Source organism: Sulfitobacter sp. W074 (assembly GCF_025142275.1).
GTDB lineage: Bacteria > Pseudomonadota > Alphaproteobacteria > Rhodobacterales > Rhodobacteraceae > Sulfitobacter > Sulfitobacter profundi.
Window position 1 is genome coordinate 1,843,691 of sequence record NZ_CP081130.1, and the last position, 20,408, is coordinate 1,864,098.

Consider the following 20,408-nt stretch of genomic DNA (forward strand, 5'->3'; position numbering starts at 1 on the left):
GGTTTACCCCGGCAGGCCCGGCTTGGAAAGACCGCGGCGGGGCCGGGGGGTGATTTTGCGTTCGCGCAGCAGGGTATAGACCCCCGAGGCGATGATGATTGCGGCCCCCACCAGCGACAGCGTGTCGGGGGATTCGTCAAAGACCACGATCCCCGCGACCAACGCGAATAGCATCCGCATGTAACGAAAGGGCGTGACGAAGCTGACTTCGCCCACGCGCATGGCGGCCACGATGGCGTAATAGGCCATCACACCGATCACCATCGCGGCGGCAAGATAGACCACCTCGGCCCCGCCGGGCATGGCGGCGGGGGTGCCAGCAGCCAGCATCAGGATCAGCCCTGCCGGAACCAGCACGATAAAGGCAAGAAAGCTAAGCTGCATGGAACTGATGCTTTTGGGGACTTTACGGGTCGCCAGATCGCGCAGCGCAAGGCCGATGACACCTGCCACGGCAAAGAGCGACAGCGCGTTGAACCCCTCTAACCCCGGGCGGACGATCAGCAGCACGCCGAGGAAACCCACGACAATCGCGCTCCAACGCCGCCAGCCGACGGGTTCCCCCAGAAACAGCGCCGCACCAAGGGTCACGGCCAGCGGGGTCGCCTGCAAAATAGCAGAGGCCGAGGAAAGCGGCGTCAGCACGATGGCAGTCACGAAACACAGGGTGCCCAGCACCTCACCCACGGCGCGCAGCAGGATCGGCCCGGTGAGCATATCCGCAGAGAACAACCGCCGCCCCTGAATGCGCAGGATCACGGCAAAGATCGCCCCGCCGCCCGCGCCCAACAGCGCGATGATCTGCCCCACGGGGAGGGCATCGCTCGTCAGTTTGACGAACATATCCTCAATGGCGAAACCGGCCATGGCCAGCACCATCAGCATCGCGCCGCGCAGATTGTCCATGTTATCGCCCTTTCACACCGGATATTGCCAATCGCCCATGAACCTTTTGCGATGAAAGGGCAAGAGCCCAAAATGCGCGTCATGCGTGTGGCTCTGGCGCCCGCTGCGGCAGGGTGCTAGCCATCATGCATGAGATGGCCCAGCCTTTCCCTTGCCCCGCGTGACACCCTGCTGACCCTTGCCACAGGGGGTCTTGGCGCGCTGCTGTTTTGGTGGCTCAACGCGCCTGTCTATATGCTGCTGGGGCCGGTGATCGCGGTGAGTGGTCTGGGGCTGGCCGGTCTGCGCACGGCAGTCGACCCGCGGCTGCGGGATGCCTGTTTCGTGGTGCTGGGCATCGCTGTCGGCGCGGGATTTAACCAAGATGCTGTCAACGCCATGGTGCGCTGGCCGCTGGCCTTTGTATTTATGACGGGGGTGATCTGGGGGATTATGGCTGTCTGCCGCTGGATGCTGGCGCGGTATTTCGGTTTCGACGCGCGTTCCGCGCTTCTGGCCTCGGCTCCGGGGCATCTGAGTTTCGTCATGGCGATTGCCAGCGACGGAGGCTCTGACGTGCCGCGGATTTCGATCACCCAGTCGGTCCGGCTTTTGGCATTGACCATTGTCGTGCCTTTTGCCGCTTTGCTGATGGGCGTCGATATGACCGGCAATATCGCCCCGGCGGGCGCGGGGATGGAGGTGCTCTCAATCTTCGTGATGATCTTTGCGGCCGTGGTTGTAGGGCTGATCTTTGCCCGGCTTTCGGTGCCCGCACCGCTTTTGATGGGGGCGATGGTGGTCTCTGCCATCGCGCATCTGACCAAGTTGGAGACCGGGGTGCTGCCGGGTTGGCTGACCCTTATCGCCTATCTGGTGCTGGGCTGCCTGATCGGCACGCGATTTTCTGGCATTACGCCCGCACGGTTTGTCAGCGGCCTTGGTGCGGGACTGGCGATTACCGGCGTGGCCGTCGGGCTGGCGGGGCTGGGTGCTGTGCCTGTGGCTTGGGCGCTTGGCATGCCGCTGGGCCATGTGTTGGTAGCCTTTGCGCCCGGTGGGCTTGAGACGATGATCGCGCTTGGCGCGGTGCTGGCCGTGGTGCCGGGATTCGTCGCCGCCTGCCACATCATGCGGCTGGTGGTGCTCAGCGTGCTGTTGCCCGCCATGCTGTCGCGCGTCTCCCGCCGAGAAAAGCGTCCCGCCGAGTGATACGCAGGATACGCAGGCGTTAAGGTTTCAGCCGCACCATCAGCCGATTGCCTGTCTTTCGGGTTTCCAATGCCTTCAGATCAGCCGCCAAGGCGCTCAGTTTGCCATGGCCGTATGTCCGGCTGTCAAAATCCGGATGCGCAGCCTGTATCGTCTGGCCGATCTGGCCGAGATTGTACCAATCGTCCTCAGTGTCGATCTTATCCATCGCGGCTTTGAACAGGGGCAGGGCGTCGGCCACTTTGGCGCTGGCGCGGGACGTTGTATCCGGCTCCGCGCCGTCGAGGTTTTCAATTAGAATGAAGCGGTTATAGACGTTGCGCAGCGAATCGTGGGTCTTCTTTTCGCCGATGCCGATCACCGTCACCCCATCTTCGCGCAGACGGTTCACCAGCGCGGTGAAGTCACTGTCAGACGAGACGATCACAATAATATCGAAGCGGCGGCTGTGCAGAATGTCCATCGCCTGAATGACCAGACCGATGTCGCTGGCGTTTTTGCCCTTGGTGTTCGCGGTTTCCTGATGGGCCACCAAGCCCAACTCGCGGATCGGCGTCTTCCATCCCTTGAGGTGGTCATTCGACCAATCGCCATAGACGCGGCGCAGGGCGGGCTCTCCGATGGTTGTGACCTCCCGCATGATGGCCGCGGCATGTTTGGCCGGGACATTGTCGGCGTCGATCAACACGGCCAGAAGCGGGCGGTCACGGTCGGTCATGGGTCATCCTTCTTGATTGGCACACCGTAAAGTTCCATCCGGTGCCCCTGCAGTTTGTAACCCAATTTACGCGCGATACGTTCCTGAAGCTCTTCGATTTCTGCGTCGACGAACTCAATCACCTCGCCGGAATTCACGTCGATCAGGTGGTCGTGATGTTCGCGCTGCGCATCTTCATAGCGCGCCCGGCCATCGCCGAATTCTAACTTGTCGAGGATGCCTGCCTCTTCGAACAGTTTCACCGTGCGGTAAACCGTGGCGATAGAGATGCCGCTGTCGATCTCAGTGGCGCGGGCCAGCAATTCCTCGGCATCGGGGTGGTCGTCACTGTCGTGAATCACCTGCGCGATGACCCGGCGTTGACCTGTCATGCGCAGGCCCATGGCCTCGCACCGTTTGATGATCGGGTTGCGCATCGTTTCGCCCTTCGTCCGTCGGACCACGTTCCTAACATTCTAGCGCGGTCAGACGCCACCGCAATTGAACCCCGCCGGTTGACTTTTGCCCGCGCACCGCCCATGTGGGGGTCAAGCGAAGCCTTCTGCCGCGTGAGCAGTATCAGCGCCAAGTCCCATAAGGGGCCTCTGGGACGCTGACGACAAGGCCCGCCGATGTTCCCAAAATCACGCGTGGGGCCAAGCGCGACAGACGGGTGTGAGGCATGTGGCCTGCGCCCGCGATCTGGCTTGCGCGACCCCGTGGCGCCTGAATTGGGCGCGGCGACTAAGGATGGTGCGCGCTCTTGCGTGCCGGAAAGTGAACGAATGAGCGATTTTGACATGATGGGCCTGCCAAAGAACTTGGTGGCCCGGTTGAATGAAATGGGTCTGAAAGATCCGACCCCGATCCAACGACAAGCAATCCCCCAAGCCATGAATGGCCGCGACGTGATGGGCCTTGCCCAGACCGGCACCGGCAAGACGGCGGCCTTTGGTGTGCCGCTTATCGCGCAGATGATGGAGCTTGAAGGCCGCCCCGCGCCGCGCTCCGTGCGCGGGCTTGTCTTGGCCCCGACACGCGAGCTGGCCCAACAGATCGCCGTGAACCTGCGCGGCTATGCCGAAGGCACGCCGATCAAAGTGGCGATGGTTGTCGGCGGTCAGTCGATCAACACGCAGATCAAGCGTCTGGAGCGCGGTGTCGATCTGTTGATCGCCACGCCGGGCCGTCTGCTGGACCTGCTGGACCGCCGCGCGGTCAAGCTCGACACCACGACCTTCCTCGTGCTGGATGAGGCCGACCAGATGCTCGACATGGGGTTCATCCATGACCTGCGAAAAATCTCGAACCTGATCCCGAAAGAGCGTCAGACGATGCTGTTCTCGGCGACCATGCCCAAGCTGATGAACGAGATCGCCAACAGCTATCTTAGCAGCCCGATCCGCATCGAAGTCTCGCCTCCGGGCAAGGCGGCGGATAAGGTGACGCAAGAGGTGCACTTCATCGCCAAGGCCGAAAAGACCGAACTGCTGAAAGAGCTTTTGGCCAAGCATAAAGGCGAGCGCGCATTGGTCTTTGGCCGTACAAAGCATGGCTCGGAAAAGCTGATGAAGACGCTGGTGAAAGCCGGTTTCGACGCCGCTTCGATCCACGGCAACAAAAGCCAAGGCCAGCGTGACCGCGCGATTGCGGGTTTCAAAAATGGCGACATCACTGTGCTGGTGGCCACCGATGTGGCGGCCCGTGGTCTGGATATCCCGGATGTGAAGCACGTCTATAACTTCGAGCTGCCGAACGTGCCTGACAACTATGTGCACCGGATCGGTCGGACCGCGCGGGCGGGCAAGGACGGCGCTGCCGTGGCCTTCTGCGCACCGGATGAAATGGGCGAGTTGAAAGCGATCCAAAAGACCATGGGCATCTCGATCCCTGTGGCTTCGGGCCGTCCTTGGGAAGTGATTGATGAGCCGTCCAAACCCAAAGGCCGTGGCCGTGGGCGCGGTGGCCGTCCGGGTGGCGGCGGTGGTCGTCCCGGTGGCGGAGGCGGGGGCGAAGGCGCTGGCAAGCCAAGCGGTGGTCGTCGCCGTCGGCGCGGTGGCGGCGGCGGGAAGCCGGGCGGCCAGCAGGCAGCCTAAGCCGACATTTAGAATGTTGAACGACCCAATGGCGTGCTGTGACAACCACAGCGCGCCATTGACTTATCCGACCCGCGTGGCTGCGGTCTTAGCGGTGCTTTTCGGCTGGCTGATCCTGTCGCAAGACATCGGGCTCACCGTTTGGTTCGCCCTGCTGCTGGTGGCGACAGGGATCCACCTGATCAACCGCAAACCCCGAGTGCGCTAGGCTTCAGGTCCCGCAGAAGGTCGCCGGGACGATCTCATCTTCGGTCGGCGGGCGCTGAAGCTCGGGATCGGTCTCTTCAAAGGGCGTCGCCAGCGCTGTCATCAACCGCTCGAACGGGGCCATGTCGCCCGCAACGGCGGCTTCGATCATCTGCTCAATCCGGTGGTTGCGCGGGATCACGGCGGGGTTCGCCGCCTGCATGACCGCCTGCGGGTCCGGCTCATCCTTGATCCGGCTGCGCCAGTTTTCGGCCCATGCGTCAAAGGCATCGCGGTTGGTAAAGTGATCACGCGCTTGATCGGTCCCAAGGGCGCGGAACGTGTTGGTGAAATCCGAGCCGTCCGTTTGCATCAGGCTCAGCAGTTCGTTGATCAGATCCACATCCTCGGGTCGAGGATTGGAAATCCCGAGTTTGGCCGCAAAACGCCGCAGCCATGCGGCTTCGACCAACTCGGGCATGTCATGCACGATTTCGGTGGCGTCTTCGACGGCGGTCTCTTTGTCGTCCATCTGCTGTAAAAGCGAGGTCGCAAGCTGCGCCATGTTCCACACAACGATCTGCGGTTGATTGCCATAGGCATAACGGCCCTGCCGGTCGATGGAACTGAACACACGGCCCTGATGAAAGGCATCCATAAAGGCGCAGGGGCCATAGTCGATCGTCTCGCCTGAGATGCTGCAATTATCGGTGTTCATCACCCCGTGGATAAAGCCGAAGGACATCCACTGCGCCACCAGCTCTGCCTGCGCGGCACAGACCGCGCGCAGAAGGTCAAGCGGACCCTCGGCATCGGGATAATGCCGCGCAATGGCATAGTCGGTGAGGGTTTTGAGCGCCTCCGTCTCTCCGCGATGGGCAAAGACTTGAAAGGTGCCGACGCGCAGATGGCTTGCGGCGACGCGGGTGACGATGGCGCCGGGCAGAGGGCCGCTTTCGCGCAGGATCGGCTCCCCGGTGGCAACGACGGCGAGGGCCCGGGTGGTCGGCACGCCGAGCGCATGCATCGCCTCGCTGATTAGATATTCGCGCAGCACCGGCCCAACCCAGGCGCGGCCATCGCCCATACGCGAATAGGGCGTCGGGCCGGAGCCTTTGAGCTGAATGTCACGGCGCTTGCCGACGCTGTCGACGACCTCGCCCAGCAGGATCGCACGGCCATCGCCAAGCTGCGGGTTGAAATTGCCGAACTGATGCCCGGCGTAAAGCTGCGCCAAGGGGGCCGCCCCTGCGGGCACCGCATTGCCGCCGAAAACCTGCGCGCGGGTCTTTGCATCGCCGCCTTCGATTCCGAGCGACGCCGCCAGATCGTCGTTCCATGCCAAGAGCTTGGGTTCTTTTACCGGCGTCGGGTCGAGCCGGGTAAAGAACCCGTCGGGCAGGGTGGCATAGCTGTTATCAAAGGGAATACGCATCACAGTTTCCGAGACATAAGCATGTAATCCTCGCGGGGGCGGAAGCCCGCACGGGTATAGACTTTGAGCGCCGCTTTATTGGTGCGGTCCACCTCAAGATGGATGGCGCGCAACCCGCCTGCGGCAAGCGCCCGTGGCAGAGCGATCAGCGCTTCCGAGGCAATGCCGCGCCCCCGCACGCCGGGACGGACGTAGATTTCATCAATGATGGCGTCCAGCCCGCCGAATTCAACCGACCAGCCGAAACAGATCACCACATAGCCAATCGGCGCGCGGGGCGGGCCGATCAGATAGGCGGCCCCATGGGGGATCCCCTCCAGCAGCGGCGCCAATCCGTTGCGGCGCTGCTCATCGGTCATCTCAATGCCCGCTTCGGCATGAAAGGCCGCGACCAGCCCTACCAGTTTATCAAGATGCTCAGGCGCGCCGAGGGTGAGATGTGCGCTCATAGACGGGCCAGCCTTTCGGTGAGCAGCGCAAAGAACCCATCGGCATCAAGGTCGCCCACGAAAAGCGCGTTGGGCGCGCGGTCTGTCACGCCCCACCAATCGGCTACGGTCATGCCCATGGTCAGTTCAGACACAGTCTCGATCTCGACGTTGATATGGCGACCTTTGAACAGATCGGGGTTGATTAGATAGGCGGTGACGCAAGGGTCATGCAACGGCGCGCCTTCGGAGCCGTATTTCTCTTTGTCGAACCGCTCGAAGAAATCGGTCATTTCGGCCACGGCGACACCCACCGGCGTGCCAATCGCGCGGAAGGCATCGTTGCGCGGTTTGGTGACCAGCGCCTTATGGGTCACGTCCAGCGGCATCACGACGATGGGAATACCTGATTTAAACACGATATCAGCGGCATGGGGGTCGACGTAGATGTTGAACTCCGCCGTGGGGGTAATATTGCCCCCTTCGAAATAGCCACCGCCCATCAGCACGATCTCTTGCACCTTTTCGGCGATATCGGGCGCCTTTTGCAGGGCGGTCGCAATATTGGTGAGCGGGCCCAAGGGGCAGAGGGTCACGCTGCCTGCGGGATGGGCGCGGATCTGTTCGATGATGAAATCGACGCCATGCCCCTCGGCCAGCGGCATGGTGGGGTCGGGCAGGTCGGGGCCATCAAGGCCGGTCTTGCCGTGCACATGTTCTGCCGTCACCAAGTCACGGCCCAGCGGGCGGTCGCAACCGGCAAGGACCTTTACATCCCGGTGCCCCGCCAATTCGCAGACGATGCGCGCATTTTTCGAGGTCAGCTCCAGCGGCACGTTGCCCGCGACACAGGTGATGCCCAGCACGTCGATCTCTTCGGGGCTGGCCAGCGCAAGGAGGATCGCGACGGCGTCGTCCTGTCCGGGGTCGGTGTCGATGATGATTTTGCGCGGGGTCATGGGCTTACTTTCGTCAAATTGCTTGGGGCAGAGCCTTGCCGGAGGCTCATGTCTTTGTCCAGCCGCAGGCCCGGCGATTAGCCGCGTTCCGCCAGTTTCACGGCATCCCAAAGCGCATCCATCTCAGACAGATCACTGTCTTGCGGGGTTTTGCCCATGGCCGCGAGCCGCGCTTCAATCCCTTCAAACCGGCGGGTGAATTTGGCATTTGCAGCGCGCAGGGCGGCTTCGGGGTCGAGCCCAAGGTGGCGGCCCAGATTGGCCATCACAAACAGCAGATCGCCGTATTCCTCCTCAACCTCGGCCTGCGAAAGCGTATCTTTCGCCTCGACCAATTCGGCGGCCTCTTCGGTGATTTTGTCCAGCACCTGTGTCGTCTCGGGCCAATCAAAGCCGACCCGCGCTGCGCGTTTTTGCAATTTCATCGCGCGCAACAAAGCGGGCAGGCCGATCGCCACCCCGTCCAGCGTGCCGCCCTGTGCTTTGCCAGCGCGCTCTGCGGCTTTGATCTTTTCCCAATCGGCGGTTTGCTGTTCGGCGCTCTTGTCGCGGGATTCGTCGCCAAAGACATGCGGGTGGCGCGCCACCATCTTATCGCTGATGTTGCGCACCACAGATTGAAAGGTGAAATGCCCCGCTTCTTCGCCCATGGCCGTGTGATAGACCGATTGCAGCAGCAGATCGCCCAGTTCGCCCTCAAGTTCCGCCCAATCGCGGCGGGCAATGGCATCGGCAACTTCATAAGCCTCTTCAATGGTATAGGGGGCGATGCTATCGAAATCCTGTTCGATATCCCAGGGGCAGCCGGTGTCGGGATCACGCAGGCGGCGCATGATTTCAAGCAGCCGTTCAATGCCCGCATCGGAATCGTGAATGAGATCGGCTTTTGTGTTGTCCGGCATTGCAGGCCCCGTATGTCTGGTGTCAGATGCACCCTGACCAAACCAACCCCAAGGAGTCCAGCCCATGCCCGTGGTAAACCGGATCAATGCCTTTGCGGAGGATATGACAGCGTGGCGGCGCCATTTGCATAGCATCCCTGAGTTGGATCTGGAATGTCATGAGACGGCGGCCTTTGTCGCCGAACGGCTGCGGGAATTTGGCGTCGATGAACTGCACGAAGGCATCGCGACAACCGGTCTGGTTGCGATCATCAACGGGCAGGGCGCAGGGCCGACGATCGGCCTGCGCGCCGATATGGATGCCCTGCCCATACATGAAGCGACGGGCAAGGACTACGCCAGCACCCGCATGGGCAAAATGCACGCCTGCGGGCATGATGGGCATACCACGATGTTGCTGGGCGCCGCGCGTTATTTGGCCGAAACACGCAATTTTTCGGGCCGGGTGGCGCTAATCTTTCAACCTGCTGAAGAGGCCAGCGGCGGCGCTGGTATTATGGTCGAAGAAGGCATCATGGAGCGGTTCGACATCGCGCAGGTCTACGGCATCCACAACATGCCCGGGTTGGACGAAGGTGCGTTTTTCACCACCCCGGGGCCGTTCATGGCAGCGGTGGACGAGTTTCACATTCACATCAAGGGCAAAGGCGGCCATGGCGCGATGCCCCATGACACCCGCGACCCTGTGGTGGCGGCCTGCGGCATCGCCACAGCGATCCAGACCATCGTCAGCCGCAATCATGTCGCGGCACAGGATCTGGTGGTTTCGGTCACGCAAATCCACACCGGAAGCGCCGATAACATCATTCCTGAGACCGCCTATATCAACGGCACCGTGCGCACCTTTGACCGCGAGGTGCAGGAGATGGTGATGCGCCGCATGCAGCAGATCGTGGACGGGCAGGCGGCAAGCTATGACGTTTCAGCCGAGCTGGTCTATGAGGTCGGCTATCCCGCCACGGTCAACGATCCCGCCAAGACCGAAACCGCCATCGCGGCGGCAAGCGAAGTGGTGGGCGCGGACCGCGTGCATGGCGACTATGGCCGCGAAATGGGCGCGGAAGATTTCAGCTTTATGCTTGAAAAACGCCCCGGTGCCTATCTGTTCCTCGGGACCGGTAAGGGCGCGGGGCTGCATCATCCGGAATACGACTTCAACGACGAGATCGCGCCGCTCGGCGCATCCTTTTTCGCCCGCATCGTTGAGCGGGCACAGCCAGCAGGAGGCAAGTAATGGCACTGGAAGACGCGGCCAAACAGATGGATATGGCCTTTACCCGCGAGGACCTCAAAGGGCCGAGCTATGAGTTGACCTTTGGCGGTGCGACCTCCTTCCTGCGACGCAAATACACCAAAGATCTGACCGGCGTGGACATTGCCGTAACCGGCGTGCCCTTTGACCAAGCGGTGACCAATCGCCCCGGCACCCGCCTTGGCCCCCGCGCCATCCGCGAGGCGAGCGCGCTGCAAGCGCCCGACGCGCCCTATGGCTGGGACTTTGACGTGCTGAGCGAATTCGCCATCGCGGATTATGGCGATCTGGCTTTCGACTATGGCCATGTCAGCCAGTTTCCGGCGGCACTCATTGCGCATATCAAGACCATTCTGGATGCCGGTGCGGCCTCGGTCGTGCTGGGCGGGGATCACTATATCTCCTTCCCGATCCTCAAGGCCTATGCCGAAAAATACGGGCCGATCAGCCTGTTACAGTTCGACGCTCACACCGATACATGGGCCGACGACGACATGGACCGGATCGATCACGGCACCATGTTCTACAAGGCCGTGAAGTCCGGTATCGTCGATCCCGCGACCAGCGTGCAGGTCGGCATCCGCACCACCAACGAAGACACGATGGGCGTCAACATCATCGACGCACGTGAGGTGCATGAAAAAGGGCCGCAGGCGACCGTTGCCAAGATCAAGGAAATCCTCGGCGACCGGCCTTGTTATCTGACCTTCGACATCGACGCGCTCGATCCGGCCTTTGCCCCCGGCACCGGCACGCCGGTCTGGGGTGGGCTGACCTCGGCGCAGACCTCGATCATGCTGCGCGATCTGGCCGGGATCAACATCATGGGCGGCGACGTGGTTGAGGTCTCTCCGCCCTTCGACACCACAGGCGCGACAGCGATCGCGGGCGCGCATGTCGCGACCGAGATTCTGTCGTTGCTGGGCCACCGCATGAGAACCGCGTGAGCGAAGGCCACAACTTCATCGGGCAGCCCTCAGGCTTGGGGGCCGCCCACCTCACCGCGACCACCTGCGTCGCCTCAAATCGCCGACCTTTGAAAGGTGCTTAAAATGCTGTTCTGGATCATCGTGATCGCCCTCGTCGCCTTGGTGGCCTATGTCCGATTTGCGCCAACCGATACCGCGCGTTGGCATGCGCAGGCCGAAGGGCAAAAGATGGGCAAGACCCAAGGCACCAACAGCTATATCTGGCGCGCACCGGTTGACGGCGACGGGCAAGAGACTTTGGCGCAGCTTGATAGTGCCATCATGCAGACCCCGCGTACCGAGGTCGTCGCCGGATCACTGGCCGAGGGGCAGGTCACCTATGTCACCCGCACCAAATTGATGGGCTATCCAGATTTCACCACCATCGGCGTCTACGGCGCTAATCCGCGCTACATGGAAGTCTATGGCCGCTCGCGCTTTGGCCGGTCAGATCTGGGTGTCAACGCCAAACGGGTCAACGGCTGGCTCGCTCAGATTGAGGCGCGATGACAGGCAGCCTTGCTGCACCTCGCGCCACATCGGCACGTTGAGCGACATCTGGCATTGCGCCATGAACATGCGCCCACCGACCTGTAGGCAGATAGTTTCACCCAGTTCCACACGGGCGCCGGTGCTGTTGGTGCAATAGCAATCAATCGTCTTGCCGCCCGGCGCTTTGACATCCGCAAGGGCAGGGTGCAGGGCCGTCAGGGCCACAAGGCAGGTGAGCGGCATGATGCGTTTCATAGCCCATGATAGCATAAGCCGCCTCTTGACCAAAGCTTTTGCATAAGCGACAGGAACCCCATGATCCCGATGCACCGCCTCGCGCAAATCTCGCAACGCTTCCAGTTTCTGGAGGCCAGCATGTCTGCTGGCTCCGATGGGGCCGATTTTGCAGCCCTCGCCAAAGAATACAGTGATTTGAAGCCCGTGGTGGATCAAATCGACCTTTACCAGCAGCTTCAGCGCGACCTTGAAGAAGCCCAAGAGATGCTGAAAGACCCCGAGATGGCCGAGCTTGCGCGCGAAGAACTGCCGCGTCTGCGGGCACGTCTGCCGGAGGTGGAGCAGGGGTTGCAACTGGCGCTTCTGCCGCGCGATTCCGCCGATGCGAAGCCCGCGATGTTGGAGATCCGCCCCGGCACTGGCGGCGATGAGGCCGCTTTGTTCGCAGGCGATCTGCTGCGCATGTACCAGCGCTATGCCGAAGCGCGCGGCTGGGGATTTGACCTTATCGAAAGCCAGATGACCGAGTTGGGCGGCGTGAAGGAAGTCGTGGCCCATATCACCGGCCAGAACGTTTTTGCCCGGCTGAAGTTCGAAAGCGGCGTGCACCGCGTGCAGCGCGTGCCCTCAACCGAAAGCGGCGGGCGTATCCATACCTCGGCAGCCACCGTGGCGGTGCTGCCCGAAGCCGAGGACGTGGATATCGAGATCAACGCAAATGACCTGCGGATCGATACAATGCGCTCCTCGGGTGCGGGCGGCCAGCACGTTAATACCACCGATTCCGCCGTGCGCATCACCCATATCCCAACCGGGATCGTGGTGACCTCATCCGAGAAATCCCAGCACCGCAACCGCGACAAGGCAATGCAGGTGCTCAAAGCGCGGCTCTATGACATGGAGCGCAGCCGGATCGACAGCGCACGGTCCGCCGACCGCGCGGCGCAGGTGGGCTCGGGCGACCGGTCCGAGCGCATCCGAACCTATAACTTCCCCCAAGGGCGGATGACCGACCACCGGATCAACCTGACGCTCTACCGTCTTGAGGCCGTGATGCAGGGCGATCTGGATGAGATCGTCGATGCGCTGACCGCCGACGCCCAAGCGCGGCAATTGTCGGAGATGGAGGGGTGAGCCCCCAGACCGCGGCCCAAGCCATGGCCGCCGCGGCCGGTCGGCTCCGGGCGGCGGGCGTGCCCGATCCGGCGCGGGATGCGCGGCTTTTGTTGGCCCATGCCGCCGCCGTGGATGCCGCCCGCGTGACCCTGATCGCGCCCGAGGAAATCGCCCCCGAGGTCGCCGAACGCTTTGAGCAGCTAATCGCTCTGCGGGCCGTGCGGGTACCGGTCTCACAACTCATTGGACGGCGGGCATTCTATGGCCGCGACTTTGCGATCAGCCGCGATGTGCTTGACCCGCGGCCTGAGACGGAAACCCTGATTGATCTGGCCCTCGGCAATGATTTCTCCCGCATTCTGGACCTTGGTACCGGGTCGGGCTGTATCCTCGTCACCCTGCTGGCCGAAAGGGCGCGCGCGACGGGGCTGGGCGTTGACCTTTCCGAAGCCGCCTGCCTTCAGGCCAGCGCCAATGCGGTTCAGCATGGGGTGGCCGAACGGGCCGACATCCGTCAATCTGATTGGTTCAGCGCCGTTGACGGGCGCTTTGATCTGATCTTGTCGAATCCACCCTATCTGGCTGCCGATGAAATGGCAGCGGTCTCTCCGGAACTGCGTCAGCACGAGCCAGAGATGGCGCTGACCGATGGGCAGGACGGGCTGAGCATCTATCGCATCATCGCCGCCGAGGCGCAGGGCTATCTCACGCCCGAAGGCCGGGTCATGGTCGAAATCGGCTGGCAACAGGGTGAAGCGGTGCAGGAAATCTTTGCCGCCGCAGGCTGGGGACGGGTGACGCTGGCACATGATCTGGATGGGCGGCCAAGGGTCGTTTCAGCCGATAAACCGGCGTGAAATCGCGAAAAAACCGCCATTTGGCAGGCCAAGCGGCAGTTTCTTCTTGCCCAAGCCTGTCTGGCATGGTTAGTCAGGGGTGTTGCAGCGGTGGATGCCATAGGCGGTCCCGCGCGGCACTATGCCCAACATATCGCTTAGGCCGGGTTCAAGACGTGCTTTGCACCCCCCGGTGAACGACACACAGCACACAAGGCTGACATCATTCCATGAATTCTCCCAGATCACGCTCCCGGTCGAAGAATAACCGCAAACGCTCGTCGCAAGGTGGCGGCGGCAATGTCGTCAACCGTGTTTTTGACAGCTCCGGCCCCGAGGGTAAGGTGCGCGGCACGCCGCAGCAGGTTATCGAGAAATACAACCAGCTGGCCCGCGATGCACAGTTGAGCAATGACCGTGTTGCAGCCGAGAACTTTCAACAGCACGCCGAGCATTATCTGCGTCTGCTGAGCGAAGCGCAGCGCGAGGTGGATCAGCGCCGCGAAGAGCAAGAGCGCCAGAACCGTGAGCGCCAAGCCGAGCGGGATCGCGAGCGTGCAGAGCGTCAGGAGCGCGAGGCGCAGCAGGGCGGAAATCAACCTCAGGGCAATCAGTCTCAGGGAAACCAACCGCAAGGCGATCAGCCAAAAGCGGAGAAACAGCCCGAGCAAGAGCCCGCTCAGCAGCAAGCCGAGGCCGAGACGAACAGCGAAGAGAGCACGCTGGTCGACACACCCGAGAGCAAGCCCAAGCCGAAACGCGCTCCGCGTCGCAAGCCCAAGCCGAAAGCGGCAGAGGCACAGCCGCAGGACAATGGCAGCGATGGCGACGGTAACGACACCGCCAAAGCCGCAGAATAACAAAAGCCCCGCAAATTGCGGGGCTTTTTCGTGTAGGCCATTGGTAGGGCGCGCGGGGTGGGCTTACCCTTCCATCCCCGCCTGCACATATCTGACACGCCCGTTACGCCGCAGCACTTCTTCACGCGGCTCCCAGTCGTAGCGCGGGTCGCTCATGACCGGCGACCAGAACAACTCGCCGCCCTGCCGCCATGGATCAAGGACAAGCCCTGCCTCCATCTGGGCACCCGCCGCCGAGATGATGGCCGTCGAATGATCCAGCAACAATCGCGAGTCGCCATTGGCGATGGCGCGGTGCATGTCGAGCGTGGCGAAATCTTCGGCCAACAGCCGTTTCTCCAGATCCTCTGCCCAATGCCAACACAGGCCCCGTGGCTTGCTGCCGTTGTTGACCTTCACGTTATGGATCAGCGGCGGGTCGGTGATTTGATAGGCAATCGCCAGCTCATGGGTATGACGGTAGGCGATCCGCGCTGCGCGGGCGGCCTCTGCCGGGTCCACACTGGGCGAGAGTTCTGTAATGGCACGGGTCAGCGCCGAAATATCGGCCTCAGTCCCCAGTGGTGGTGGCCCGTTGCGGGGCAAGGCACAGGCGGAAAGCGTCAGCAGCAGCGTGCAGACGAGCAATAGACGGTAGAACATTTTCACCCCTTGGCGATTTCACGGGCAAGGGCGCAGAAGCCCTCTAGCGGCACCTGCTCGGCCCGGTCGGTGGGTTTCAGCCCGGCGGCGTGAAGGCGATCTTCGATATCCGGCGCGGCGCCCTTGAGGGCCGAGCGCAGCATCTTGCGACGTTGATTGAACGCCATCGCGACCACGCGGCTGAGCACGGCGGGATCAGCCGGATAGCGCGGCTCGGGCAGGGCGGTCAGATGCACCACACTCGACGAGACCTTTGGCGGCGGTGTGAAAGCCCCCGGCGGCAATTGCATGACGATACGCGCATCGCTGCGCCATTGCGCCAGCACGGCCAGCCGCCCATAGGCTTTGGAGCCGGGCGTCGCGACGATCCGCTCGGCCACTTCGCGTTGGAACATCAGCGTCAGGCTTTGCCAAAACGGCGGCCACTCAGGCGGGGTGAGCCAGCGCACCAGCAACTCGGTCCCGACGTTATAGGGCAGGTTGGCGGCCACGCGGATCGGCGGGGTCAGATGGCTCAGCGGGTCGATCTCCAGCGCGTCGCCTTCGATCACCGTCAGGCGACCGGGGTAATGTTCTGCGACCTCGGCCAGCGCGGGCAGGCAGCGGCGGTCTTTCTCGATCGCCAGCACGTGCCGCGCGCCCTCGGCCAGCAGCCCACGGGTGAGGCCACCGGGGCCGGGGCCGATTTCCAGCACGTCGCAATCGGCCATATCCCCCGCTTGCCGTGCGATCTTGGCCGTGAGGTTCAGGTCCAGCAGGAAGTTCTGGCCGAGCGACTTCCGCGCGGCCAGTTCGTGGGTGTTGATCACCTCGCGCAGCGGCGGAAGGTTGTCGATTGCACTCATATTTTTTGGCCCATCTGCCATGCCAGTTTGATCGCTTCGATCATGCTGGTCGGGTTGGCGCGCCCTTGGCCCGCGATGTCAAAGGCGGTGCCGTGATCGGGGGAGGTGCGCACGAAAGGCAACCCCAGCGTCACATTCACCCCCCGGTCAAAGTCCAACGTCTTGATCGGGATCAGCGCTTGGTCGTGATACATCGCCACCGCCGCGTCATAGCCTGCGCGGGCGCGGGCGTGGAACATCGTATCGGCGGGCAGCGGCCCGGCCAGGGCATAGCCTTCGCCTTGCATTTCGATAATCAGCGGCGCGATCCAGTCGATCTCTTGCTGCCCCATGCTGCCGCCTTCGCCCGCGTGGGGGTTCAGCCCGGCCACAGCAATGCGCGGACGTTCAACACCGAAACGGTTCTGCAATTCCTGCGCCGTGATCTCAATCGTGCGGCGCAGGCCCGCGGCTGTCAGCGCCTGCGGCACCTGATCCAACGCGATGTGGATCGTGGCGGGCACGACGCGCAACTGGTCAGAGGCCAGCATCATCACCACGTCGTCGACACCAGCAAGTGCTGCGAGATATTCGGTATGGCCGGGGTAGGCGAAATTCGCGCCGTCCTGCAGCGCCTTCTTGTGGATCGGCGCGGTGCAGATGGCACAAGCGGCCCCCGTTTGCACCAGATCGACTGCGCGGGCGATCACGCCAATCACCCCCTGCGCATGGCCGGGCTGCGGCACCCCGGCGAGCGCGGCACTGTCAAAAGCGTAAGGCAACACAGGCAGCGCATCGGCATTTGGCCAGCCCACATCATCCGCACTGTCGATAAAACGGTGCGGCACATCCGTGGGCAGGTGGCGCGGGTCGCCGATCCAGAACATCGGGATGTCAGACGAAAGCGCCGCCCAAGCACGGGCGGCGATCTCTGGGCCGATACCTGCGGGTTCACCGCAGGTGATGGCCACCGGCCGGGAGGGGCCGCTCATTGGCGGGTGATACGGGCTTCGGCGCGGGCCTGTTCCAACAGTTGCGTGGCGTAGCCCTCAAGCTTGCGCTGCCGGATTGAGCTTACCACCGCGTCGCGGTTCACATCGGCATTGGCCGCCGTGGTGCGGTTGCACAGCATGAGGAACACCAAGGTCTCCCCATTGGCACGGGTCAGCGTGGTCGAGACTTCGCCGGGGTCGAGTTTGGCCAGTTCGATGGCCACGTCCTGCGGAATCTCTGCCGGTGCCTTTGAACCGCGGTCGAGCACATTGGCGGGCTGTCCCTTGGCAACACCGTAAAGGTCATCACATTGATCTACCTGACCGCGCAGCTGCGCCGCGCGCGACAGGGCGGCCTCGGACCGGCCACCGGGGATGTAATAGGCGGCGTAGTCAATCTCGGAATATTCAACGCTGGGCTTGCCAGTCTCTTCGATGCCGCGCAGCTGGAACAGGGCCACGGCGTTGGGGATCGGCAGCGGGGCCGTCACCTCACCGGGGGCAAGCGCCAGCAGGATCGGGCGCAGGCTGGCGGGCAGATTTTCAAGCGGGGTCCAAGGCATCTTGCCGCCGCGCCCGCGTGAGGCGGTGGCGGAATATTGGCTCGCATAGGACGAGAACTCAGCCTCAGTCCGGCTTTGCGCGATCCGCGCGGCCAGCGCATTCACCTGATCGGCGTTCTGCGGCGGGGCGGGGATGATGATCTCGGACAAAAGCACGCGCAGGCCATTGTTGCCCCGGCTGCTGCCAAGGGCGCGGTCGACCTCTTCGTCGGTAATGTCGACGCGGCCATTATAGCGCGCGCGGATCAGATCACGCCACGCGGCGCTGATCACGATGAAGTCACGAAAGGTCTCTTCCGAGATCTGCGCCTGACCCAGAACCTTGAGAAATTCTTCGGTCGTCAGATCCGCGCGGCTGGCAAATTCGGACATGCCGGATTGAATGCCCTCTGGCGTGACTTCGAGCCCGGCTTGGTCAAGCACTTGCCCGCGCAGCCGGTCGTCGATCAGACTGTCGATCACGCTGTTGGTATCCGTTCCCGGTGCGCCGATCAGCTGCATGAAACGCTGCCGCTGCTGGACTTCGTAACCGGTAATGACCTCATCGTTGACACGGGCCACGGGCGCAAAAAGGTTCTGCGCCGCTGCGGATTGGCCGACGACCAACGCAAGGGCGAGCGCCGCAGTGCCACGGATCCCGGCACGGACTGTCTGTTTCGTTACTTCCCACATGAGCGTACGTATCTTTCTGTTCCGGTGTTTGCGGCAAAGCCCCTGAGGCCGATGTTAAAACCGATATCCGTTGAGGGCTCAACACTTGTTGAGGATGAATAGCTGCGGTTAACGGAAAGGTCGACCTGCACGCATTCATTGTTGTAGCTCAGGCCAAGTCCTGCCGTCGCGGCGCGTTCATCAGCGAGGTCGAACCGCCATTCGGCCGAAGCTTGCCATTGGCTGTTGATCGAATAGCTGCCGTCAAAGGTGATCTCTGACACATCTTCGTCGCGGTCCTCTGCGGCGTCTTCGTGCAGCCAGACATAGCTGCCCGCGATCTGCCCGCGTTTGAAATCCCAGATGCCGCGCAGCTCGGCCTTGGCGACTTCGAAATCATCATCGATCAACCCGCGCCCAATGAGCGCCAAACCGTCGTCGCTGCGCAATTGCCCGGCCAGCAGGAAATCGGAATGGGTGCCCTGCAACCCCGAGCTAAAGGTGAAGGCATCATCGGCCTTGGCCCGGATTACCTGCCCAAAAGAAAAGCTGGTATCCAAACCGGTCGGATCAATCCGCGCCCAGTTCACACCGAAAGCCGCGACCGCACCGCGTTCACGCCGGTCGGGGCGCGGAAAGCGGCTGAGCGACAAGAAGTTGCCCTCGTCATATTCGACCAGCGTGCTTTCCTCATTCGGGATATTGAGCCGGTCCCCCCCGGTCCAGCCGAACTGCACAATCGGTTCGAACTGTTGCACCACACCGCGCGCCTCGCGGCGCTGCATGGGGTAGCGAAATGCAACAGAGGCATGCGGGACGAGGTCGTAGTGCCGCTCACTGTAAAAGGCATCCTGCGCGATGTTGAACAGACCAAAGCTCGCCCCGGCCCGAAGATCGGTGACCAGACCGTTGCCAAAGGTAAAGCGCCGCAGCCATTCAGCCTCGCCATTGAGCCGCGACACGTCGCGCCCGTCGGCTTCGCCATCGCCGTCGCCATCGGTGCTGAGATCAGAGGCCCGGCGGTGGCTATGGGCCTCAAGCGTCAGACGAACTTCGCCACCAAGTGACGTGGGGAAATAGCGCCGCTGGTGTTCGCCGTCCAAGACGAGATTGGGCAACAGATCATTGTCTTCGCCATCGCGCAGCGACTGGTAGTTCAGCAGGCTTGCGCGCACATATTGATCCCGCCGCGCGCGGCTGACGGTCAACTCGCTGGTCAGGCGGTCCTTGTCGGAATAGCCGTAGTCACTGAGGTAGGACCGGTCGCTGGTGACCTCGATCCCGAAGTAAAGTTTGTAGTCCCGCCGCAGATCGAAGGTGCCGGTGCCAAACAGGTAGCCACGGGTTTCACCCGGCTCCAATTCGTCATCGGTGATCGCGCCGTCAAAGTCGATCCGGCCAGCGACGAAAGCCTGTCGGTAGCGGAATTCAAGCGTGCGGGTTTCGGCGGAAAGATAGGGCGTCAGCGTCAGATCGCGGTGATCGCCAATCTTGATGAAATAGGGCAGTTTCAGCCCCACGCCCAATTGCGAGGTTGAGCGCACCGAGGGGGCGAGAAAGCCGGTTGCGCGGTCCAATGTCGGGTCGGGCAGGCGCAGGCGCGGCAGATAGGCGACGGGCACGTTTTTGATGCGAAACTGCGCCTCGTCAAAGTAAAGCTGCTGGGCCAATTGGTCATGCACCACCCGTTTGGCGCGGATCTGCCAAAGTGGCGTTTCGCCATCTTCGCATACTTTGCAAGAGGTTACGGAGGCTTTGTAAAGTTGACTATAGCGCCCTTCGACCCGATTGATCTGCACGGCAGCAAGCTGCAACTGCTGCTCAAGGATCATCCGCGCGCCGCGCAGCAGCCCCGATTGCAACCCTGCATCAAGGGAGGCCGCATCGGCGAGGATCGTGGTATTCTCGCCCTCCGACAGCACAATCGGCCCTTCGATGCTGAGCGCGCCGGTGGCCTGATCATAGCGGATCGCCGTGGCGCGCAGCCGCGTCTCACCTTGGAAGGCCTCGACATTTCCCTGCGCAACCAAGACCTTGTCACGGGTAATGAACACCTGATCGGCCACCAGAACGGCGGGGCGGTCGCTGGCCGGGGCGGTCTGTGCGCTGACCGTCAGCGGCGCGAAAGTCAGGGGCGCAAAAGTAAGGGCAAGTCCAACAAGGGCCGCGCGCATG

Annotated in this window: 22 protein-coding genes; 9 read left to right on the forward strand and 13 right to left on the reverse strand. The window is 62.5% G+C overall.

Features of this window, described 5'->3' with window-relative positions; genetic code table 11:
• Positions 1 to 3: 3 nt before the first annotated feature.
• Positions 4 to 906 carry a DMT family transporter gene (locus K3762_RS09060; RefSeq protein WP_260009010.1) on the reverse strand — a complete coding sequence of 301 codons (903 nt, stop codon included), beginning with the start codon at positions 904 to 906 and terminating at the stop codon, positions 4 to 6.
• A gap of 129 nt (positions 907 to 1,035) precedes the next feature.
• On the opposite strand from K3762_RS09060, the gene K3762_RS09065 reads away from it, so the two are divergent.
• A complete protein-coding gene (locus K3762_RS09065) occupies positions 1,036 to 2,097 on the forward strand; it encodes an AbrB family transcriptional regulator (protein WP_120351009.1) in 1,062 nt (353 codons plus the stop codon).
• 19 nt (positions 2,098 to 2,116) lie between these two features.
• Here the strand turns inward: K3762_RS09065 and K3762_RS09070 are convergent, their stop codons facing one another.
• Both K3762_RS09070 and K3762_RS09075 read right to left on the reverse strand, forming a co-directional pair.
• Positions 2,117 to 2,815: an NYN domain-containing protein gene (locus K3762_RS09070; RefSeq protein ID WP_260009013.1), complete on the reverse strand. Its 699-nt coding sequence runs from the start codon at positions 2,813 to 2,815 to the stop codon at positions 2,117 to 2,119.
• A complete protein-coding gene (locus K3762_RS09075) occupies positions 2,812 to 3,231 on the reverse strand; it encodes a Fur family transcriptional regulator (protein WP_067629018.1) in 420 nt (139 codons plus the stop codon). Before K3762_RS09075 ends, K3762_RS09070 begins: the two co-directional genes overlap by 4 nt.
• 348 nt (positions 3,232 to 3,579) lie before the next feature.
• Here K3762_RS09075 and K3762_RS09080 point away from each other — a divergent pair, with 348 nt between their 5' ends.
• Both K3762_RS09080 and K3762_RS09085 read left to right on the forward strand, forming a co-directional pair.
• Positions 3,580 to 4,890 carry a DEAD/DEAH box helicase gene (locus K3762_RS09080; RefSeq protein WP_120351011.1) on the forward strand — a complete coding sequence of 437 codons (1,311 nt, stop codon included), beginning with the start codon at positions 3,580 to 3,582 and terminating at the stop codon, positions 4,888 to 4,890.
• A gap of 13 nt (positions 4,891 to 4,903) precedes the next feature.
• Complete coding sequence (locus K3762_RS09085) at positions 4,904 to 5,098, forward strand: hypothetical protein (protein ID WP_206054258.1); 195 nt, start codon at positions 4,904 to 4,906, stop codon at positions 5,096 to 5,098.
• A 3-nt stretch (positions 5,099 to 5,101) separates the two neighbouring features.
• Here K3762_RS09085 and K3762_RS09090 read toward each other — a convergent pair whose 3' ends face one another.
• The 4 genes from K3762_RS09090 to mazG form a co-directional block, all read right to left on the reverse strand.
• On the reverse strand, positions 5,102 to 6,511 hold the full coding sequence (locus K3762_RS09090) for a YdiU family protein (protein WP_132443449.1): 1,410 nt from the start codon (positions 6,509 to 6,511) through the stop codon (positions 5,102 to 5,104).
• Positions 6,511 to 6,960, reverse strand: coding sequence for an N-acetyltransferase (locus tag K3762_RS09095; RefSeq protein ID WP_132443448.1), 450 nt, complete (start codon positions 6,958 to 6,960; stop codon positions 6,511 to 6,513). The genes K3762_RS09090 and K3762_RS09095 overlap by 1 nt, the downstream gene beginning before the upstream one ends.
• On the reverse strand, positions 6,957 to 7,898 hold the full coding sequence (locus K3762_RS09100; protein ID WP_132443447.1) for a nucleoside hydrolase: 942 nt from the start codon (positions 7,896 to 7,898) through the stop codon (positions 6,957 to 6,959). Before K3762_RS09100 ends, K3762_RS09095 begins: the two co-directional genes overlap by 4 nt.
• A gap of 77 nt (positions 7,899 to 7,975) precedes the next feature.
• A complete protein-coding gene (mazG, locus tag K3762_RS09105) occupies positions 7,976 to 8,800 on the reverse strand; it encodes a nucleoside triphosphate pyrophosphohydrolase (protein ID WP_132443446.1) in 825 nt (274 codons plus the stop codon).
• Between the two features lie 64 nt (positions 8,801 to 8,864).
• On the opposite strand from mazG, the gene K3762_RS09110 reads away from it, so the two are divergent.
• From K3762_RS09110 to K3762_RS09120, 3 genes are all read left to right on the forward strand, one after another.
• Positions 8,865 to 10,034, forward strand: coding sequence for a M20 aminoacylase family protein (locus tag K3762_RS09110; RefSeq protein WP_132443445.1), 1,170 nt, complete (start codon positions 8,865 to 8,867; stop codon positions 10,032 to 10,034).
• A complete protein-coding gene (gene speB / locus K3762_RS09115; RefSeq protein ID WP_132443444.1) occupies positions 10,034 to 10,999 on the forward strand; it encodes an agmatinase in 966 nt (321 codons plus the stop codon). Before K3762_RS09110 ends, speB begins: the two co-directional genes overlap by 1 nt.
• A 105-nt stretch (positions 11,000 to 11,104) precedes the next feature.
• Complete coding sequence (locus K3762_RS09120) at positions 11,105 to 11,530, forward strand: DUF1499 domain-containing protein (protein ID WP_132443443.1); 426 nt, start codon at positions 11,105 to 11,107, stop codon at positions 11,528 to 11,530.
• Here K3762_RS09120 and K3762_RS09125 read toward each other — a convergent pair.
• Positions 11,468 to 11,767, reverse strand: a complete 300-nt coding sequence (locus tag K3762_RS09125) for a hypothetical protein (RefSeq protein ID WP_132443722.1) — start codon at positions 11,765 to 11,767, stop codon at positions 11,468 to 11,470. The genes K3762_RS09120 and K3762_RS09125 overlap by 63 nt on opposite strands.
• A 60-nt stretch (positions 11,768 to 11,827) precedes the next feature.
• On the opposite strand from K3762_RS09125, the gene prfA reads away from it, so the two are divergent.
• From prfA to K3762_RS09140, 3 genes are all read left to right on the forward strand, one after another.
• Positions 11,828 to 12,883, forward strand: coding sequence for a peptide chain release factor 1 (gene prfA, locus K3762_RS09130; protein ID WP_132443442.1), 1,056 nt, complete (start codon positions 11,828 to 11,830; stop codon positions 12,881 to 12,883).
• A complete protein-coding gene (prmC, locus tag K3762_RS09135) occupies positions 12,880 to 13,722 on the forward strand; it encodes a peptide chain release factor N(5)-glutamine methyltransferase (RefSeq protein WP_067629029.1) in 843 nt (280 codons plus the stop codon). The genes prfA and prmC overlap by 4 nt, the downstream gene beginning before the upstream one ends.
• Positions 13,723 to 13,931: 209 nt before the next feature.
• Positions 13,932 to 14,561 (forward strand): DUF4167 domain-containing protein, encoded by a 630-nt coding sequence (locus tag K3762_RS09140; protein ID WP_132443441.1) that lies wholly within the window; start codon positions 13,932 to 13,934, stop codon positions 14,559 to 14,561.
• 63 nt (positions 14,562 to 14,624) lie between these two features.
• Here the strand turns inward: K3762_RS09140 and K3762_RS09145 are convergent, their stop codons facing one another.
• From K3762_RS09145 to K3762_RS09165, 5 genes are read right to left on the reverse strand one after another with little or no spacing between them, the layout of a single operon-like run.
• Positions 14,625 to 15,203, reverse strand: a complete 579-nt coding sequence (locus tag K3762_RS09145; RefSeq protein WP_120351021.1) for a hypothetical protein — start codon at positions 15,201 to 15,203, stop codon at positions 14,625 to 14,627.
• 2 nt (positions 15,204 to 15,205) lie between these two features.
• Positions 15,206 to 16,048 (reverse strand): 16S rRNA (adenine(1518)-N(6)/adenine(1519)-N(6))-dimethyltransferase RsmA, encoded by an 843-nt coding sequence (rsmA, locus tag K3762_RS09150; protein WP_132443439.1) that lies wholly within the window; start codon positions 16,046 to 16,048, stop codon positions 15,206 to 15,208.
• Complete coding sequence (gene pdxA, locus K3762_RS09155) at positions 16,045 to 17,019, reverse strand: 4-hydroxythreonine-4-phosphate dehydrogenase PdxA (protein ID WP_132443438.1); 975 nt, start codon at positions 17,017 to 17,019, stop codon at positions 16,045 to 16,047. Before pdxA ends, rsmA begins: the two co-directional genes overlap by 4 nt.
• The gene (locus tag K3762_RS09160; RefSeq protein ID WP_120351024.1) at positions 17,016 to 18,254 is read right to left on the reverse strand and encodes a peptidylprolyl isomerase; all 1,239 of its coding nucleotides are present in this window, start codon (positions 18,252 to 18,254) and stop codon (positions 17,016 to 17,018) included. Before K3762_RS09160 ends, pdxA begins: the two co-directional genes overlap by 4 nt.
• Positions 18,242 to 20,407, reverse strand: coding sequence for an LPS-assembly protein LptD (locus K3762_RS09165; RefSeq protein ID WP_132443437.1), 2,166 nt, complete (start codon positions 20,405 to 20,407; stop codon positions 18,242 to 18,244). Before K3762_RS09165 ends, K3762_RS09160 begins: the two co-directional genes overlap by 13 nt.
• Position 20,408 lies beyond the last annotated feature (1 nt).

Coding starts and splice junctions, on each gene's coding strand:
- K3762_RS09060 (WP_260009010.1), bottom strand. CDS start 906: ATGGACAATCTGCGCGGCGCGATGCTGATGGTGCTGGCCATGGCCGGT.
- K3762_RS09065 (WP_120351009.1), top strand. CDS start 1,036: ATGAGATGGCCCAGCCTTTCCCTTGCCCCGCGTGACACCCTGCTGACC.
- K3762_RS09070 (WP_260009013.1), bottom strand. CDS start 2,815: ATGACCGACCGTGACCGCCCGCTTCTGGCCGTGTTGATCGACGCCGAC.
- K3762_RS09075 (WP_067629018.1), bottom strand. CDS start 3,231: ATGCGCAACCCGATCATCAAACGGTGCGAGGCCATGGGCCTGCGCATG.
- K3762_RS09080 (WP_120351011.1), top strand. CDS start 3,580: ATGAGCGATTTTGACATGATGGGCCTGCCAAAGAACTTGGTGGCCCGG.
- K3762_RS09085 (WP_206054258.1), top strand. CDS start 4,904: ATGTTGAACGACCCAATGGCGTGCTGTGACAACCACAGCGCGCCATTG.
- K3762_RS09090 (WP_132443449.1), bottom strand. CDS start 6,511: ATGCGTATTCCCTTTGATAACAGCTATGCCACCCTGCCCGACGGGTTC.
- K3762_RS09095 (WP_132443448.1), bottom strand. CDS start 6,960: ATGAGCGCACATCTCACCCTCGGCGCGCCTGAGCATCTTGATAAACTG.
- K3762_RS09100 (WP_132443447.1), bottom strand. CDS start 7,898: ATGACCCCGCGCAAAATCATCATCGACACCGACCCCGGACAGGACGAC.
- mazG (WP_132443446.1), bottom strand. CDS start 8,800: ATGCCGGACAACACAAAAGCCGATCTCATTCACGATTCCGATGCGGGC.
- K3762_RS09110 (WP_132443445.1), top strand. CDS start 8,865: ATGCCCGTGGTAAACCGGATCAATGCCTTTGCGGAGGATATGACAGCG.
- speB (WP_132443444.1), top strand. CDS start 10,034: ATGGCACTGGAAGACGCGGCCAAACAGATGGATATGGCCTTTACCCGC.
- K3762_RS09120 (WP_132443443.1), top strand. CDS start 11,105: ATGCTGTTCTGGATCATCGTGATCGCCCTCGTCGCCTTGGTGGCCTAT.
- K3762_RS09125 (WP_132443722.1), bottom strand. CDS start 11,767: ATGAAACGCATCATGCCGCTCACCTGCCTTGTGGCCCTGACGGCCCTG.
- prfA (WP_132443442.1), top strand. CDS start 11,828: ATGATCCCGATGCACCGCCTCGCGCAAATCTCGCAACGCTTCCAGTTT.
- K3762_RS09140 (WP_132443441.1), top strand. CDS start 13,932: ATGAATTCTCCCAGATCACGCTCCCGGTCGAAGAATAACCGCAAACGC.
- K3762_RS09145 (WP_120351021.1), bottom strand. CDS start 15,203: ATGTTCTACCGTCTATTGCTCGTCTGCACGCTGCTGCTGACGCTTTCC.
- rsmA (WP_132443439.1), bottom strand. CDS start 16,048: ATGAGTGCAATCGACAACCTTCCGCCGCTGCGCGAGGTGATCAACACC.
- pdxA (WP_132443438.1), bottom strand. CDS start 17,019: ATGAGCGGCCCCTCCCGGCCGGTGGCCATCACCTGCGGTGAACCCGCA.
- K3762_RS09160 (WP_120351024.1), bottom strand. CDS start 18,254: ATGTGGGAAGTAACGAAACAGACAGTCCGTGCCGGGATCCGTGGCACT.
- K3762_RS09165 (WP_132443437.1), bottom strand. CDS start 20,407: ATGCGCGCGGCCCTTGTTGGACTTGCCCTTACTTTTGCGCCCCTGACT.